This window comes from Halapricum salinum (assembly GCF_004799665.1).
Classification (GTDB): Archaea; Halobacteriota; Halobacteria; order Halobacteriales; family Haloarculaceae; genus Halapricum; species Halapricum salinum.
Genome location: NZ_CP031310.1, coordinates 2,789,125 through 2,805,386 on the forward strand (window position 1 = coordinate 2,789,125; position 16,262 = coordinate 2,805,386).

Consider the following 16,262-nt stretch of genomic DNA (forward strand, 5'->3'; position numbering starts at 1 on the left):
GCGACACGCAGAGTTATGCTGTGAGACAGCGTCTATACCCCATGGTTAGACGACGGCTACTTGGGTTCGTGGGGAACATCATCGTACGGGACGCCAAACGCGACGTCGACAGACACACGAGCGCGGTCCGCCGCAACACGCGGCGGGTTCTCTTTCGACCAGTTCGGACCGGCTTCTCGATCCTGTTCATGACGCTGCTGGTCGCGGTCCTCTATACGATCACGACCGACCCGACAGCGAGCACCGCCGTGGACGAAGCCGAGGCCAGCGGCGACACGCTCGGCATCCTGTTCGCGTTGCTCCCGCCAGCACCCATACTGCTGGCAATCGCCGCCGCGATGATCGTCCTGGTCCCGATCTCGCTCATCACAGGCGGGATTCGCCGTGACCTGCGGTACGGCCGCCCGTAATCACTCGTACAGCGGCTCGTCGTCGTCGTACAGCGGGAACTCGTCAGTGAGTTCGGCGACGCGCTCGCTGACCTCGGCGACGACGTTCTCGTCACCGGGTGCGTCGACGATTTTCGCGATCAGGTCGCCGACCTCGCGACATGCTTCCTCGTCGAAGCCGCGCGTCGTGAGCGCGGGTGTCCCGGCGCGGATACCCGAGGGATTGAACGCCGAGCGCGTTTCGCCGGGGACGGTGTTGGCGTTGAGAACGATCCCGGCGTCTTCGAGCGCTTCCTCGACCTCCTTACCCGTCGTGTCGGGATGAGAGGGACGAAGATCGATCAGGACGAGGTGGTTGTCCGTGCCACCGGAGACGAGTTCGAGTCCGTGGCTCTGGAGCCGGTCGGCCAGCGCTCTGGCGTTCTCGACGGTCTGGGCCGCGTACTCCTCGAATTCCGGTTGGAGTGCCTCTTTGAAGCCGACGGCCTTGCCGGCGACGTTGTGCATCAGCGGGCCGCCCTGGCTGCCGGGGAAGACGGCCGAGTCGACGTCGTCGGCGTACTCCTCGTCGCACATGATGATGCCGCCCCGCCCCGAGCGGATGGTCTTGTGCGTCGAGCCGGTGACGAAGTCGGCGACGCCCACGGGAGATTCGTGGACGCCAGCGGCGACCAGCCCGGTGATGTGGGCGATGTCTGCGAGGTGGTAGGCGTCGACGTCGTCGGCCACGTCCTGGATACGCTCGAAGTCGACCTCACGCGGGTACGCGGAGTATCCCGAGACGATGATGTCCGGCTCGAACTCCTCGGCCTGCTCGGCCAGCCCCTCGTAGTCGAGGTAGCCCGACTCGGCGTCGACCTCGTACTGTTCGACGTCGTAGACCTGGCCCGCGAAGTTCGCAGGGTGGCCGTGGGACAGGTGGCCGCCGTGGGTCAGATCCAGCGAGAGAATCTTGTCGCCGGGTTCGAGCACGGCGAGGTAGACACCCATGTTGGCCTGGCTGCCCGAGTGGGGCTGGACGTTGACGTGGTCGGCTCCCCAGAGGTCTTTCGCACGGTCGATCGCGAGCTGCTCGATTTCGTCGGCGTACTCACAGCCGCCGTAGTACCGCGAGCCGGGATAGCCTTCGGCGTACTTGTTGGTCAGGACCGAACTCTGGGCTTCGAGGACGGCCTCGCTGACGTGGTTCTCGCTGGCGATCATCGCCAGTGTCTCGTTCTGCCGCTCGACCTCGCCGGAAAGCGCCGCCGCGACTTCCGGATCGATCGCACGCACTTCGTCGTAGTCCATATCGGTCACTGGCGGCCCGCCGGATAATAATCTACCTTTCCACCGTCGCGAACGTGAACTTACGAACTGTTGTTGGTTGAACAGGTCGACCAGTAAGTATAATAGGGTCTCCTGCACAGGCATAGAATGCATGGTCACCTGGGGGGTGACAGATGCGGGAGTAAGTCGGGGTGGCGATGGTTTCGACGTCGAAATCGCTGCCGCCGACTGGGTGGGGTACCCCTCCACCGCGCGTCCCGCTCTGGACGATGACGATCGAGATGCGACGATCAGCGTCTGCGCTCACACCGGCGCACCTATCACGGGGTCGACGACTCGATTGACCATACCGGCGACGACGGCACGAGTTCACGGGGAGGGAACGACACGTCTGGCTGACCATTCGTTTCCGCTGTCCGACGGTTCGTACCGTCTGTCGTGTCGGTCCTCGTCGACTCCCGACTGTGGTGCTCGACCGCCTGACGCTGCACCCACGGTCGTCATCCAGTTCCAGGGACCTGCAACGGTCGAGGGGACCGACGAGACGGTCCAGATATCGTTCGACCAGCCTCGAACTGTTACGATTTACGCCCACCCGAACGGGGCGCTTCCGACAGTCACGATTCCACCCACGCCCGACGGGCTCGCGGCCGGTCTGTCCGCGATGGCGGCCGCCCATCACTGTCGTGGACCAGCCCGTTCGCATCCGGACGAGCGGTCACATCCGCCGCTCGTCGATGTCGGCGCGTCACTCGCTGTCCCTGAGAAACTGGACGTCGAGGCGGACACGTCGGCACTGACTGTGACGGTTCCGGAGTCGCTGGACGCGCTGTTCGTGGTCGCGCCGCTGGCGTATTACCTCGGTGCGACCGTCACGGTCGCTAACGTCGAGCGGCCGCGGCTCGTCGCAGACACGGGCGCATACGAGCGGACGTTCTCGCCGCTCCCTGGATTTCAATACGAGTGTGCCTCGTTGCTACGCCAGGTGTTCTATCTGGACTGTCTCGCTCGCGAAGATACGCCGGCAGAGCCGCCGCTGCTGGCGAAACACGACCTCGACGCGGCCCGGCTCCGGGAGTTAACCGTCGCCGAGCGGCTGGAACGGTACGAGAGCGCCTTTGGAGAGCGATTGCGTCAGCGACTGCCCGAGTGGCACCTCTCGACATCCGCCAGCCCGACAGTCGAGCACGTCCCGGCGCTGCCGTACCTGCTGGACGACATGAGTCTCGTCTACCTGCCGTCGGCCTCGTCGATCGAGAGCGCCGACTTGCTCGATCGGGCGCTCTCGGACGCCTATCGGGCAGCGGGTGGGATAGAAGCCGTCGACGTCGTCGAACCGGAACTCGGCGCGGGGTCGTCTCATGCCTGGCTGGCGGACGGTGCGCCACTCGATGCGTTCAAGACGACGACCAGCGCCTACCGGAACAGACATCGCTACGATCGGCAACCGGACGATCCATTCAGTGTAACTGTCGTCCTCAACGACGAGTCGATGGCCGCCGAACACACGGCTGTCGCGGAGATCTACCGTGAACGAGCGACTGACGTCCCGATCGACGTCAGCGTCGAACAGGGACTGAGAACCGACGAGCTCACGGCCGTGCTCGGCGAGCGCAACGACTTCCTCCACTACATCGGCCACTGTGAGGCGAGCGGGCTGCGTTGCCCGGATGGACACCTCTCGATGGCCGACGTTCCCGAGTCTCGAACTCGGACGTTCTTCCTCAACGCTTGCGGATCATACCGCGAGGGGTTGCGGCTGGTCGAGCAGGGGAGTCTCGCGGGGGCAGTGACGCTGACGGCCGTCCTGAACGAACAGGCGGCGAAAGTCGGGACGGCGTTCGCCAGGCTGCTGGTCCACGGGTTCAGCATCGAGGGCGCACTCCGGCTGGCCAGACGGCGGGTACTGATGGGTAAAGACTACGCCGTCGTCGGCGACGGCACCGACTCGCTGGTCCCGACCCGGGGCCAGCCGGCCCTCCTCCGGCTGAGCGATCAGCCCGACGGCTATCACGTCACCTACGAGCCAGTCTCGGCGAAGACGACTGGCCGCCGGTACGAGTGTCCGTTCGACGGTGATGCACGGCTGTACGGGCGGACAGTCGAGACAACGGTCCAGGCCGACGAACTCGCGTCGATCCTCGATGGAACCTCTCTCCCGGTCGTCTACGACGGGGCGTTCCACTGGTCGAACGACCTTGCCAACCGGGTCTGATCCCGGCTGATAGACTCCCGCGTGGTCAGGGACCACGTGCCTCCCTTAGCTGTTGCTCTTCCGTTCTGTACGACAGATTCGAGACATTCAAGTTCCTTCGATAGAAAGGTGGACCAGACGGTAGCGTCGCTTGTCGTTACATCTTGTTGAAATAAATCTAAGCTGGTCGATACAATTAAATACATACGTTGAGTATATAGTAATACAGTATGGTCAGCCAAAACCTCCTTGAATCGGAAATCGAAAACATCCTGCGGACGACACTCACGAGCGCCGGCGAGCTCGTCGTCGTCAACCCCTCCCCGGAGACGATCCGTGAATTGGTGTCGTCGATGGATGGCATCGAGGAGGTCCCCGTAGTGAACGTACTCGCCGACGAGCGCAATCTCAAGGACGTCATGGACGACTTCCTGGTAGCGAGTTCGGCCGCCGACCTCGTCGCGTCGGACGTGCTCTCGCTTCGCGTGCTCGACGGAGAACCAGTCAACTCCCTGCTCGTCTCACCGGACGCGGTCATCTCACTGGTCAGCGCGGGCGATCAGGTGGCCGGTCTGACGACGACGGACGAAGCGTTCGTCGAAGAGGCATACGACTACTACAAGAGCCGCTGGGAAGACGCCGAGGAGTTCTCGCTGCGCACCCCGCCGCTGTCGACCGTTCAGGAGACCCTGATCAGCGACATCGGTGACGACGCTGCAGCGGACTTCGACGCCGTGTTGGACTCGTTGCAGACCGCCCGCGGCGACGGCGACGGACTGGACGAGGTAACGATCAGTCTGCTCGTCGCCGCGAAGAACGGCGAACTGCTGTACGACATCAGCAAGTGGGGCGAGGACATCGGCCTCGCGAGCAAGGCGACGTTCTCGCGGACGAAGACCCAGCTCGAAGACCGTGGCCTGATCGACACCGAGAAGGTGCCGATCGACGTCGGGCGACCGCGCCTGCGTCTGAAGCTCGGCGACGAGCGTCTCACCAAGGCCGACGCCGACGAACTGGCGAGCGTCGCCCAGAGCCTGATTGCATCGTAAGCGACCCGTGGCCGATTTCACCATTTTTCAGCCGCTGAGCAGCAGGAGTCGCTTGGAGTGACAGCAGTCAGGGTTCCCGGCGACTCCGACGCCCTGGGGTTTTTCTCTCCGGCACGCGAGTACCAACCCAGAGATGACAGTAGGTCTCGTCGGGTCCGGCCCAGCGGCCGCGGCAGTGACGACCGCGCTCGCTGACGTGGACGTCTCGGTCACGCAGACGGATCCGGCCGAACTCGACACGACGGAGCTGGCGATTGTCGTTGGTATCACCGGCGATCAGGTGTTCAGACAGGTCACCGACACGCTCGAAGCCACACCGTGGATCGCCGTCGAGCTTGGCGGCGTGGGTAGCTACCCTGTGGTCGACGCGGCGATCACCGGATTCGGTCCCGAGACAGCCTGTTATTCGTGTCTCGAAGGACGGATCGAGTCGAACGTCGATCCAGACGAACAGCCGACGGCCGCGCCGGCGATCCCACAGCAACGATTCGCGGGCGCGATCGCCGGTCGCGCGGCTGCGAGGGTGCTGACCGATGGTGATAGGGACGTCTTCGGGCAGGTACAGACGATTCCCGAGGCGACACATCCGTTGCTCGCACTGCCGGGCTGTGCGTGTGGTGAGTCCCCCGAGCGGACGCTGGAGTGGACGGTCAGTGACAGAGACGTCGACGAAGCGCTCGCGAGCGCGGAACTGGCCCTGGACGAGCGAACGGGACTGGTCAACGAAGTCGGCGAGGTCGAGTCGTATCCAGTCCCCTACTATCTCGCTCGTGGGTGTGATACGAGCGGGTTCAGCGACGCGACGGCCAGTCGGGAGGCCGCGGGCGTCGCGGGCGACTGGAACGCGGCATTGATGAAAGCCCTGGGTGAGGCACTCGAACGCTACTGTGCGGGCGTCTATCGACTCGCCGACCTGCGGGAGGCCTCGCCCGCAGACCTCGACGATCCAGTGTTGCCCTCGGCGTTCGTGACGCCGGATCTGCTCGACGACGACCGCACCCGGCACTGGATCGAGGGCCAGGACCTGCAGGAGAAGCGAGACGTCTGGTTGCCGGCCGAACTGGTCCAGTATCCGCCGCCGGAACGGGAGATCAGGCCGGCGATAACGACGGGGCTCGGACTCGGGAACGGAACCGTCGAGGCCATGCTCTCGGGGTTGTACGAGGTGCTCGAACGGGATGCGACGATGCTCGCGTGGTACTCCTCGTTCGAACCGCTGGGGTTGGCGGTCGCAGACGAGCAGTTCCAGACGATCGCCTCCCGGACCAGAGCGGAGGGGCTGTCGGTGACGCCGCTGTTGGTGACCCAGGACGTCGACGTTCCCGTGGTCGCCGTGGCGGTCCACCGAGAGGGCGAGTGGCCGCGGTTCGCGCTCGGATCTGCCGCCGACCTCGACCCGGCGGCTGCGGCCCGGTCGGCGCTGTCGGAAGCCGTCCAGAACTGGCTGGAACTGCGCGGGATGGGTCGGGAGGCAGCGGCCGACGCCAGCGGTGCTATCGGCTGGTACGCCGACTTCCCCGAGGAGATCGAGACCTTCGTCGACGTCGATCGATCCGTCTCGGCGGCTGACGTCGGTCCCGAGGAGCTGCCGACCGGTGGGGACGAACTCGAACGCGTTCTCGACCGTCTCGACGAGGCAGAGCTGTCGGCGTACGCGAGTCGGATCACGACTCGGGACGTGGACTCGATCGGATTCGAGGCCGTGCGCGTACTCTGTCCGAAAGCCCAGCCGCTCTTTTTCGACGACGCGTACTTCGGCGAGCGCGCCCGGACCGTCCCGGAGTCACTCGGGTTCGAACCGCGGCTGGATCGCGAACATCATCCCTTCCCGTAGAAGGAGTACTTCAGATTCCGAACGTCGCGCGGATCATGTCCCGCGTCCCGGGACCGAGGCCGACTGCTGCAATCGCCATCAGCATCACGATCGCGTAGCGCGGACTCTCCTCCATGAAGTCGTCGGTGAACAGCCAGACGATGGCGACGGCGACGACGATCTTGATCAGCAGGAACGGCCACGAGGTGCCGATGACGTCCGTGACGGAGGCGGGGAGCACCGAGTCGGTGATCGAGATGACGGTCGCGTTGGCCGGGTGTTTCGGGACGTACCCGAAGGGCAACCCGAAGACGTCCGACCAGTCGGAGGCGAGGACGTTCGCGACGCCGTCGATGGCGTGTGACCAGACGACGACCAGCCCGATGTAGCCGGTGCCGCGGTTGATCTCGGGGGCGAATCGCTCGGCCAGCCAGTAGATCCCGTAGGCGATCACGGAGGCGAGTCCAACGGTCACCAGCAGGAAGGATGGGTAGAACCCGACGGAGTCGCGGAGGACCGAGACGATGATCAGACTGGCGAAGGTGAGCACGAACAGGACCGCTCCGATGATCCCGAGCGTCTTCGGGTAGGAGTCGACGTAGTCCCGCCTGGAGAGAGCGACGCTACTCAGCAGCGCGCCCAGCGTGACGAAGAAGACGGTGAAGTAGATTATCGGACTGATCAACAGGGTGTTGGTCGGATAGGGGATGAGTGCTTCCCCGCCGAAGTTCGGACCCATGACACTGTCGTTTGCGTCCTCGACGACCCGGAGGACGCCGCCGAACAGCATGAACGGCACGAGCCCGAAGAAGAGATTGCGGTTGTGGCCGAGGTTGAGTCGACGCAACAGCAGGATCACGCCGAGCAGGAAGAACAGCCCGACGATCATGTAGCCGACTTCCGAGACGGCGGTGTATCCGGGCGTCGCGACGAACGCGTCGGACGGGACACCAGTGCAGACGGCGTCAGCGTATCCGTAGGTTACTGATTCGCCGTCGTTGATGGCACACTGGGCGTTGTGTGCGTCCGCGGCGACCGGGCCCCAGAAGTACCGCCAGATGAACCCGTCGTACACTGTCCGATGTGCGAGGGTCGACCCGGTGGCCAGTCCCGCGACACTCGCGAGGAAGGCGGCGACCCACAGCCGCACCGCGCCGATCCGATCGATGACGTCCATGCCCGAGTAGGCGGGACGGCGCGTGTTTAGATTTCCGGTCGCGTGCGAGGCCGGTGTCGAACCGCTCCCCGTGGGCCTTTAGTTGTACCCGCCGAAGGGAGAGGTATGAGCGACGAATCGAGGGGATTCAGCGAGGTGACACGGCTGGCCGACGCGGTGGCGACGATCCAGGAGGCGACGACGCCGATCGATCGCACGGATCGACTCCCGCTGTCGGCGGCCGAGGACCGCGTCCTCGCCGCGCCAGTCACGGCCCGGCGCAACGTGCCCCACTACGAGCGGGCGGCGATGGACGGGTACGCCGTACGCGCCAGCGAGACGTTCGACGCGAGCGAGCGCTCGCCCGTCGTCATGGAGCGCCAGAACGTCGACTCGGGACCCGTCGAACCTGGACAGGCCCAGTGGGTCCACACCGGGAGTCCGATTCCCGAGGGCGCTGACGCCGTCGTCAAGGTCGAACGAACGCGCCAGCGTGACGACCGCGTTGAGATCGAAACGGCCGTCGCCGAGGGGGCCAACGTCGGTCCAGTGGGCGAGGACGTCTCGGAGGGCCAGCAGCTGTTCGAAGCCGGCCATCAGCTTCGACCCTCGGATCTCGGCCTGTGCAAGGTCGCCGGCGTCGGGAAGGTCGCGGTCTCCCAGCGACCGACTGTCGGGGTCGTTCCGACCGGCGACGAACTCGTCCAGCACGATCCTGAGCCGGGCGAGATCGTCGAGACCAACGGCTTCACGGTTTCGCGGTACGTCGAGCGCTGGGGCGGGGCTGCGACGGATCGAAATATCGTCGCCGACCAGCGTTCGGCGCTGCGGTCGGCCATCCAGCGGGACCTGACCAAGGACATCGTCGTCACGACCGGCGGGTCGTCGGTCGGCGAGCGCGACCTGCTCCCCGAAGTCGTCGAGGACCTCGGCGAGGTGCTGGTTCACGGCATCGCGATCAAACCCGGCCATCCCGCCGGCCTCGGGATCGTCGAGGGTCGCCCGATCGTCATGCTGCCGGGCTATCCCGTCTCCTGTATCGTCGGCGCGGTCCAGTTACTTCGCCCCCTCCTGAAGCACATCGGCCACTTGCCGACGAATCCGCTGCCGAGGACGGAGGCACGACTCGCCCGAAAGATCCCGAGCGAGGTCGGCGTTCGGACCTTCGCTCGCGTTCGCCTGGGGGACAACGAAGAGAGTGAGCCGATCGCCGAACCGACCCGGACGAGCGGCGCGAGCGTCCTTTCGAGCGTGGCCGAGGCCGACGGCTGGGTCGTCGTCCCCGAGTCCCGGGAGGGAATCCCACAGGGCGAAACAGTCGCGGTCGAGAACTGGGAGTACAATGAGTGACCGGACCGAGTTCCGTGACCTCGCGAGCCCCGAGGAGGCTCACGAGACGATCGCGGACCTGGATGTCGGTGGCGGCACCGAAACTGTCGCCCTCGACGAGGCTCGCGGCCGGGTGCTGGCCGAGCGCCTGGAGGCGACTATCGACGTCCCGGGGTTCGACCGGGCGGGTATGGACGGCTACGCAGTTCGGGCCCGCGACACGGTGGGCGCGGGCGAGGCGAATCCCGTCGAACTCGAACTCGCTGGAGCGGTTCACGCCGGTGAAAATCCCGATGTGACAGTCGAGGCGGGGACGACAGTCGAGATCTCGACTGGCGCAGTGCTGCCCGAGGGCGCGGACGCCGTGGTCAAAGTCGAGCGCACCGACCAGCCGGACGAGGGGACGGTCGCGATCCGGACGGCGGTCACGCCCAGCCAGAACGTCATGCTCGCGGGCGCGGACATCGCGGCGGGTGAGCGCGCACTCGGACCCGGGACCGAGATTACGGCCCGCGAGATCGGCCTCCTGTCGGCACTCGGCGTCGCCGACGTCTCCGTGAGAGCACCGCCGCGGGTCGGGATCGTCTCGACGGGCGACGAACTCGTCCGGCCAGGCGAGGACCTCGACCACCGCGCGGGCCAGATCTACGACGTCAACACCCACACGATCGCTGCTGGCGTCGAAGAGGCCGGCGGCGAGGCCGTCACCTACCCCCACGTCGGCGACGATCTGGACGAACTGGAACGAGTCCTCCGGCAGGCCGCCGAGGAGTGCGACCTCGTCCTTTCCTCGGGGTCGACGAGCGCCTCGACGGTAGACGTGATCTATCGCGTGGTCGAGGACCTGGGCGACCTGCTCTTGCACGGGGTCGCCGTCAAGCCGGGCAAACCGATGCTCGTCGGGCGCTTCGCGGAGGCGGCCTACGTCGGACTGCCGGGCTATCCCGTCTCGGCGCTGACGATCTTCCGGACGTTCGTCGCGCCTGCGATCCGCGAGGCTGCGGGCCTGCCGGAAGGGCGAACGGCGACGATCACTGGGCGGATGGCCGTTCGCGAGCGCTTCGAACAAGGTCGGCTACGGTACATGCCGGTCGGGCTGGTCGAGGGCGGTTCGAGGACCGAACCGGACAGTCGAGCGGCAGCGCCGCGAGAGAGTGGGGCGGGCGAGACGTTGGTCTATCCGGTCGACAAGGGCAGCGGCGCGACGACGTCGCTGACGGCTGCCGACGGCGTCGTGGCGATGGAACCGGACACGAACGAACTCTCCTCGGGTGAGAGGGTCGAGGTCCAGCTGTTCTCGCCCTCGGTGCGTATTCCGACGCTCGTGGGGTGTGGTGAGGACGATCCGGCGCTGTCGCGATTGCTCGACCAGGTGGAGCGGCCGCGCTATCTCGCGGATGGCTCGCGAGCAGGTGTCCGCCGACTCGAAGACGGGATCACCGACGTCGCGGCTCTCAGCGGGCCGATCGAGCCCCCGTCGGACGCCACGGAGGTCGGTTCGTGGACTCGCGAGTGGGGCTTGCTCGTCCCCGAGGGCAACCCAGACGCTGTCGAGGGGCTTGACTCGCTCGTCGCGGCGGATCTGTCGTTCGTCAATCGACCCCGGGACAGCGGCCTGCGGGCGACGTTCGACGCTGCGCTCGCTCATCTGGATACCGAGAACGCAGCCGACGAGATTTCGGGCTACGAGCGGGCAGCCCGCGCCCACGAGAGCCCGGCGCGGATGGTCGCGCGCGGCGACGTCGACGCGGGACTCGGGCTCCGGGTGTCGGCCGAGAAACTCGGGCTGGGATTCGTCTCGCTGGGGTCCGAGACGGTTCGGGTCGTCGCAGCCGAGGACCGCGCCGGGAAACCCGGTGTCGAAGCACTCGCGACGGCGATCGACGACGAGACAGTGTTCGAGTCGCTGGCGGGCTACGAACCCTGATCACCCGGCGTCTTCGGAGCCACTGTCGGCAGTCCCAGCGAGCGCCCAGAGGTCGTCCAGGCGATCGACGCGGTGGTCGGCTCGGACACACTGGCCGCGCTCGTGCGGATCGAAGCGTTCGACGTGGGCGGCGTCGAGACCGGCGTTCCAGGCCGCGCCCACGTCGCCGGGACTGTCGCCGACGAAGACGCCGTCGTGGCCGTTGCCGGCGACGCCCAGATCGGAGAGCGCGAGGTGGACCGGGTCGGGGTCGGGTTTCCAGCCGATCTCGTCGTCACAGCAGACGACGGTGTCGAACCAGTCGGCGATGTCGAGGTGGTCCAGCGCGGCCTCGGTGAGGTGGGTCTGGCTGTGGGTGACGAGGCCGACCGGGCGATCGAGCGAGGCGAGCAACCGTTCGGCGTCGTCGTAGAGGTAGGTCGCCTCTGCGCGGCGGATCGGATCTTCGATCTCGTGGAAGGCCTCCCAGAACGGCTCGGGATCGATCCTCCACTCGCGCAGTTGCTCGTTGCGTGTCCCGCCGAGACCGTGCCAGAGAATCCGCACTTCTTGATCGGAGAAGTCGCGGCCCAGGCAGTCCCCGATCTCGTCGAACACCCACCGCGGATGGTCGGGTTCGATGTCGATCAGCGTCCCGTCGAGGTCGAACAACCAGACATCGTAGGCCGCGTTCGCCATGAGGACTGCGAACCTAGTCGATCATCCAGTAAATGCTTTCCGCCGCCGGTTCACTCGCGACGAGTCAGCGACGGTCGCGCGACACTACACGTCGACAGCCGTGAGGTGGAGGTATCGTCCCCGAAGCTGGCCCGGTGTCGGGACCGACCCGAACTTCGAGTAGCCGTCGTCGGTTCGCCGGAGGATGCTGCCGCGGTGGGTCGAGAGGAACACCTCGTCGTCTGCGACACAGCCGCCGACCACCAGTTCGTCGGGGACGGGTGAGAGGACCGTCTCGACCGTCTCGCCGTCGTGAGACTCGAAGATGGCGTGGTCGGTGTTCTCGTCCCAGGTCGGCGAGGGACCGTGTGCGCCCCCGGCGTAGACGACGCCGTCGTGGACGAGTGCACCCCGGAAATATCGCTGACTGTGGCCGGTGTCGAGCCGTCGCCAGGTGCGGCCGGCGTCCGCGGTTCGGAAGAGACCGTCGCCGGTCGCGGTGACGAACGTCTCGCTGTCGTCGATCACGAGTTCGTGGACGTCGTCGGGGTGTTCGGAGTCGACGTCGCTAGCGTGGCGTGCGACCCACGTGTCGCCCCCGTCGTCGCTGACGAAGACGCCACCGACTTCGAGACCGGCGACGATCCGTTCGGGGGCGTCGGGGTGGGTCTGCAGACTCCGCACCTGGGCCTTGTCGTCGTGGCGCGGCAGGCCCCAGTCGGCCTGTTCGCGGAGGTCGCGAAAGCCGTCGAGTTCGGCCCAGTCCGCTGACTCGGCCGGGAGGCCCGCCGAGAGGTCGGCGCTGTAGATCCGGGCCGGTCGCGTCCCCGCGTAGAGCGTGCGTCCCGATGGATCGGTAGTGACCGAATACACCGACGACTCGGGGACACTCAGTTGCGACCACTGCTCGCCGTCGGCGGTGTGATACAGCCCGGACTCGCCTGTCGCGAACGCGCCGTCGACGCCGTCGAACTGCCGAACGCGATACACGCGCCCGGCGTCGAGCACCTTCCTCGTAGACTCGGCGTCGATTCGATACACGCCATCGTCGCTTCCTGCGTACAACATATCTCCCAGTTCCACCCACAGTCACTTGTTGCTTCTCTGAGCTGTGTTTCAGTAACGTAGGTGTCACGTTCCGGGCGGGCGGTCGAGCGGGCGAGTGCAGGTACCGTTCCGTCGGAGGATCGCGACGTACTGATTCTCGCGCAGTTCCTGCTCGTCGGAGTACTGGTTCGTGTGTGGGTAGATCCCGTTGCGGAGAATCTCGGTGATCGATCCCGGCGTGGGTCGATCGGGGACGAAGTTGGGTGGTCGATCCCCGAACTCGGCGACGATCTCGTAGCCGTAGCTCCCGTTGAGTAGCCCCCGGTAGTGCTCGCGCCGTTCGGTGGTATTGGTCCGGGTGAACCACGTCCGGTGGTCGTCGGGCACGTCACGGAGATACAGTAAGTCACGATAGGTGAGCTGGACGTATTCGGGGCAGGGCTCCAGCGTCGATTGGTCCTCGACCCCGTCGATGTACTGAACCTCCAGCCAGTGGGGGACGGCGGCCTCCTCGAACCCGGAGGTGTAGATCTCCATGGTCGCGTTCCGGTCGACGTTGTCGTTCATCCAGTCGACGGCTTCCGCTCTGGGCATCGAGCCGTACTGGGCCGCGCCCACGCCGGCGTAGGCGGCTGTCGTGAGCAACAACACCGCGATCACGGGCCGAGCAATCGCAGGTCTACGGTCGCGCAGGTCCGCGAGGCCGATCGCCAGGAATACGACGAGCAGCGGCAGCGTGGGGAGGAGGTGATGCGGCCGGAAGTCGTGCCAGGTCGCGAGCAAGAGCACGTGGCCCAGTAGATACATCAGGAGGACGGCCGAGGCGTCGACGGCGGGCAGTCGCCGGCGGAACCGGACGAGTGCGGCGCCGACGCCCGCAACTCCTGCCAGGAATAGCGGGAGACCCAGCGTCGTGAGATAGCCGCGGAGGAACCACCACCAGATGGGGGCGTCGGGGCCTTTCGTGACCGTGACCCGGTAGGCCGGATGGCCGAAGACCCGCGAGACGAACTCGGCGACGCCCCCGACGAGTAACGTGGGAAAGCCGAGGACGATCACGAGTGCGCCGATTCCCGCGCCTTTCGCGATCAGGGCACGATCGTCCAGTATCGACCGCCAGTCTCGGCCCTCACCCTGGACGCGGATCAGGTGCGCGATGGGGATCACGAACACGATCAGCGCGGTCGTCAGTTTCAGCGTCATCGCGGCCGCGCCGGCCGCGCTCGCGGCGAAGAAGTACCATTGTGAACCGTCCTGGACGTACCGCACGAGCAGGTAGAGCGCGAGCAACAGCACGAACAGCGACGGCACGTCCTCGCCGGCCTCGTGGACGAGCGTGATCAGCCCCCAGGTGACGGCGAGGAACGCGCCGGCCAGTCGCCCGGTCGTCCGGTCGCGAAGTTGCGTCCCGAGTCGGTAGGTGAGATAGACCGCGCCGAGGGCGAACAGGACGTTCAGAAGACGGATGAGCAGTATCGTCCACGTCCAGATCCATTCGGGCGTCGCGTGCCAGACTTCCCAGAAGCCGAACTCCTGGGTCGGCAGTCCGAACTGGGCGAAGGCGTCGAGATCGCCGACGACCGCAGCCGCCAGCACGACCGGCAGGACGACGAGTCCGTAGAGGTAAAACGTCGATCCGAACGGTTCGCGCCCCCAGACGACTCCCTCGCGGAGCGCGCCCAGACTCGGCTCGTCGATGACCCGCCCGTAGGCGACCATCGGATCGAGCACCCGATCGCGGCCGTCCCAGGTCGCGAAGTTCGGAATCTCTTGCCAGACGAACAGCCCGGCAAAGACGGCCGCGCCGGCGAGGATCGCCACGAGATACGGGTCCGAACGGAGATCGGCGAGGACCCGTCGCTTCGCTCGAGCAGCCAGCGACCCCAGACCCAACATATGTCTGTGAGTCCAGCGAGCGGGCGCAAAAGGGTTGCTTTTCCGACCGACGGCACCTTCCTACTCGGTGGCCTTGAGATTGTGAACGGGATCGAGCCACTCGACGATCTCGGCGGTGGCTTCGAGTTCGCTCGCGATCGCCCCGGCGTCCTTGTAGGCGATTGGGGCCTCGTCGAGGACCGATTCGACGATCGACTCGGAGTAGACGCCGTCCATCTGTTCGGCGAGCTCCTCGACGCTGCCTCTCGCGCTGGCCTCCCGGCGACTCATCGTCCGGCCCGCTCCGTGCGGAGCCGTCTGATTCCAGTCGTCGTTACCCGTTCCGTGAGCGAGGACCGATCCCTCGGCCATGTTGAACGGGACGACCAGCCGTTGGCCCTCACGGGCCGGTGTCGCGCCCTTGCGGATCGTCAGGTCCCTGAAGTCGATGTAGTTGTGCACGGACTGGAAGCGATCGACGGGCTCGACACCCAGCGCTTCGCAGACAGCGTCGCTCATCAGGGCGCGGTTCCAGCGGGCGTACTGCTGGGCGAACAGCATGTCGACGTAGTAGCCGTGAGCTTCCCGACCGTCGAGGAAGTCCAGATCAGTGTTGCGTTCCTCGGGGTCGGGTTCGATGGCGTTCAGCCGATCGAACACTCGCTCGATTTCTTTGCCCTCGAAGTCCGCGAGGACGGCCTCGCGGTCGATGTGGGACTCGCCCTTGCCACCGGTGATCCATGCCCAGAGGTCCGAGTCGCTCACGGCTTCGGGATCGAATTTCAGGTACGTTTCGAGGTCGTCGGGGACGGCGTCGCGGATGGCGTCGGCGTTGCGGAGGTCGGTGGCGCGTTCCTGCCAGTATTCGGCGACTGCGAGGCCGAGATAGCGCGAGCCGCTGTGGATGACCAGCCAGTACTCGCCGGAGTCGCGGGCCTGTGCGAACTCGACGAAGTGATTGCCGCCGCCGAGCGTCCCGGCGCTCTTGATGACGTGGCTGATCCCCTGGCGCTTGCGTGAGAGGACGCGATTGCAGAGAGACTTGAAATAGGCCTCGTCGTAGCCCGAGAAGTCGAATTCGAGCGGGTCGATCGACTCGCCGAATCGCTCGCGATAGGCCGCGTCGAACTGCTCGAAGACCTGGGTTGCGCGCTCGAAGGGGAACTGCTCGACGAGGTGTGGTGCGTCGTCGTAGTCGTGGACCGACCGGCCCATCGGGATCGCCTCCCGGACCCGGCGCTCGCGTTCCTCGTGAGAGAGCGACAGGGAGTCTCCGAGGTTCGTCGCGGCCATGCCACAGCCGACGTCGACGCCGACGATGTTCGGGACAACTCGGTCGGGCAGCGCCATCGTGAACCCGATCGGTGCGCCCGCGCCCCAGTGCGTGTCGGGCATCACGACGACCGGCTCGGTGAACGCGGGGTGGTCGATCACCGACTGGATCTGTTCGATCGCCGACTCTTCGAGTAGCGACTCGTCTTCGACCATGATCGTGGCCGTCGTATATGTCCCCGACAGTTCGACGGGCATCAGTAGCCCAGGGTACGCGTGTTGGGG

12 protein-coding genes are annotated in these 16,262 nt (G+C 66.1%); 6 read left to right on the forward strand and 6 right to left on the reverse strand.

What is annotated here, in order from left to right:
* The first annotated feature begins 41 nt into the window (after nt 1-41).
* Complete coding sequence (locus DV733_RS13700) at nt 42-410, forward strand: hypothetical protein (RefSeq protein WP_136342358.1); 369 nt, start codon at nt 42-44, stop codon at nt 408-410.
* Here the strand turns inward: DV733_RS13700 and glyA are convergent, their stop codons facing one another.
* On the reverse strand, nt 411-1,679 hold the full coding sequence (glyA, locus tag DV733_RS13705) for a serine hydroxymethyltransferase (RefSeq protein WP_049992557.1): 1,269 nt from the start codon (nt 1,677-1,679) through the stop codon (nt 411-413).
* 319 nt (nt 1,680-1,998) lie between these two features.
* Between glyA and DV733_RS13710 the strand changes: the two genes are divergently transcribed.
* The 3 genes from DV733_RS13710 (at nt 1,999) to DV733_RS13720 (ending at nt 6,735) form a co-directional block, all read left to right on the forward strand.
* Entirely contained in the window at nt 1,999-3,873 is a 1,875-nt protein-coding gene (locus DV733_RS13710) for a hypothetical protein (RefSeq protein WP_136342359.1), read from the forward strand.
* Nucleotides 3,874-4,082: 209 nt separating this feature from the next.
* A complete protein-coding gene (tbsP, locus tag DV733_RS13715; RefSeq protein ID WP_049992559.1) occupies nt 4,083-4,901 on the forward strand; it encodes a transcriptional regulator TbsP in 819 nt (272 codons plus the stop codon).
* A gap of 133 nt (nt 4,902-5,034) precedes the next feature.
* Nucleotides 5,035-6,735: a YcaO-like family protein gene (locus DV733_RS13720; RefSeq protein ID WP_049992560.1), complete on the forward strand. Its 1,701-nt coding sequence runs from the start codon at nt 5,035-5,037 to the stop codon at nt 6,733-6,735.
* A 10-nt stretch (nt 6,736-6,745) separates the two neighbouring features.
* On the opposite strand, the gene DV733_RS13725 is transcribed toward DV733_RS13720, so the two are convergent.
* Complete coding sequence (locus tag DV733_RS13725) at nt 6,746-7,891, reverse strand: DUF63 family protein (protein ID WP_049992561.1); 1,146 nt, start codon at nt 7,889-7,891, stop codon at nt 6,746-6,748.
* 105 nt (nt 7,892-7,996) lie between these two features.
* Between DV733_RS13725 and DV733_RS13730 the strand changes: the two genes are divergently transcribed.
* The gene (locus DV733_RS13730; RefSeq protein WP_049992562.1) at nt 7,997-9,220 is read left to right on the forward strand and encodes a molybdopterin molybdotransferase MoeA; all 1,224 of its coding nucleotides are present in this window, start codon (nt 7,997-7,999) and stop codon (nt 9,218-9,220) included.
* On the forward strand, nt 9,213-11,126 hold the full coding sequence (locus tag DV733_RS13735; RefSeq protein WP_049992563.1) for a molybdopterin biosynthesis protein: 1,914 nt from the start codon (nt 9,213-9,215) through the stop codon (nt 11,124-11,126). The genes DV733_RS13730 and DV733_RS13735 overlap by 8 nt, the downstream gene beginning before the upstream one ends.
* Here the strand turns inward: DV733_RS13735 and DV733_RS13740 are convergent, their stop codons facing one another.
* The 4 genes from DV733_RS13740 to DV733_RS13755 all read right to left on the reverse strand — a co-directional run bounded on the left by DV733_RS13740 (nt 11,127) and on the right by DV733_RS13755 (nt 16,235).
* Nucleotides 11,127-11,804 (reverse strand): HAD family hydrolase, encoded by a 678-nt coding sequence (locus tag DV733_RS13740; protein WP_049992564.1) that lies wholly within the window; start codon nt 11,802-11,804, stop codon nt 11,127-11,129.
* Between the two features lie 84 nt (nt 11,805-11,888).
* Nucleotides 11,889-12,851 carry a WD40/YVTN/BNR-like repeat-containing protein gene (locus DV733_RS13745; RefSeq protein WP_049992565.1) on the reverse strand — a complete coding sequence of 321 codons (963 nt, stop codon included), beginning with the start codon at nt 12,849-12,851 and terminating at the stop codon, nt 11,889-11,891.
* Nucleotides 12,852-12,914: 63 nt separating this feature from the next.
* Nucleotides 12,915-14,726: an ArnT family glycosyltransferase gene (locus tag DV733_RS13750; protein ID WP_049992566.1), complete on the reverse strand. Its 1,812-nt coding sequence runs from the start codon at nt 14,724-14,726 to the stop codon at nt 12,915-12,917.
* Nucleotides 14,727-14,786: 60 nt separating this feature from the next.
* Nucleotides 14,787-16,235 carry an RNA-splicing ligase RtcB gene (locus DV733_RS13755; protein WP_049992567.1) on the reverse strand — a complete coding sequence of 483 codons (1,449 nt, stop codon included), beginning with the start codon at nt 16,233-16,235 and terminating at the stop codon, nt 14,787-14,789.
* Nucleotides 16,236-16,262 lie beyond the last annotated feature (27 nt).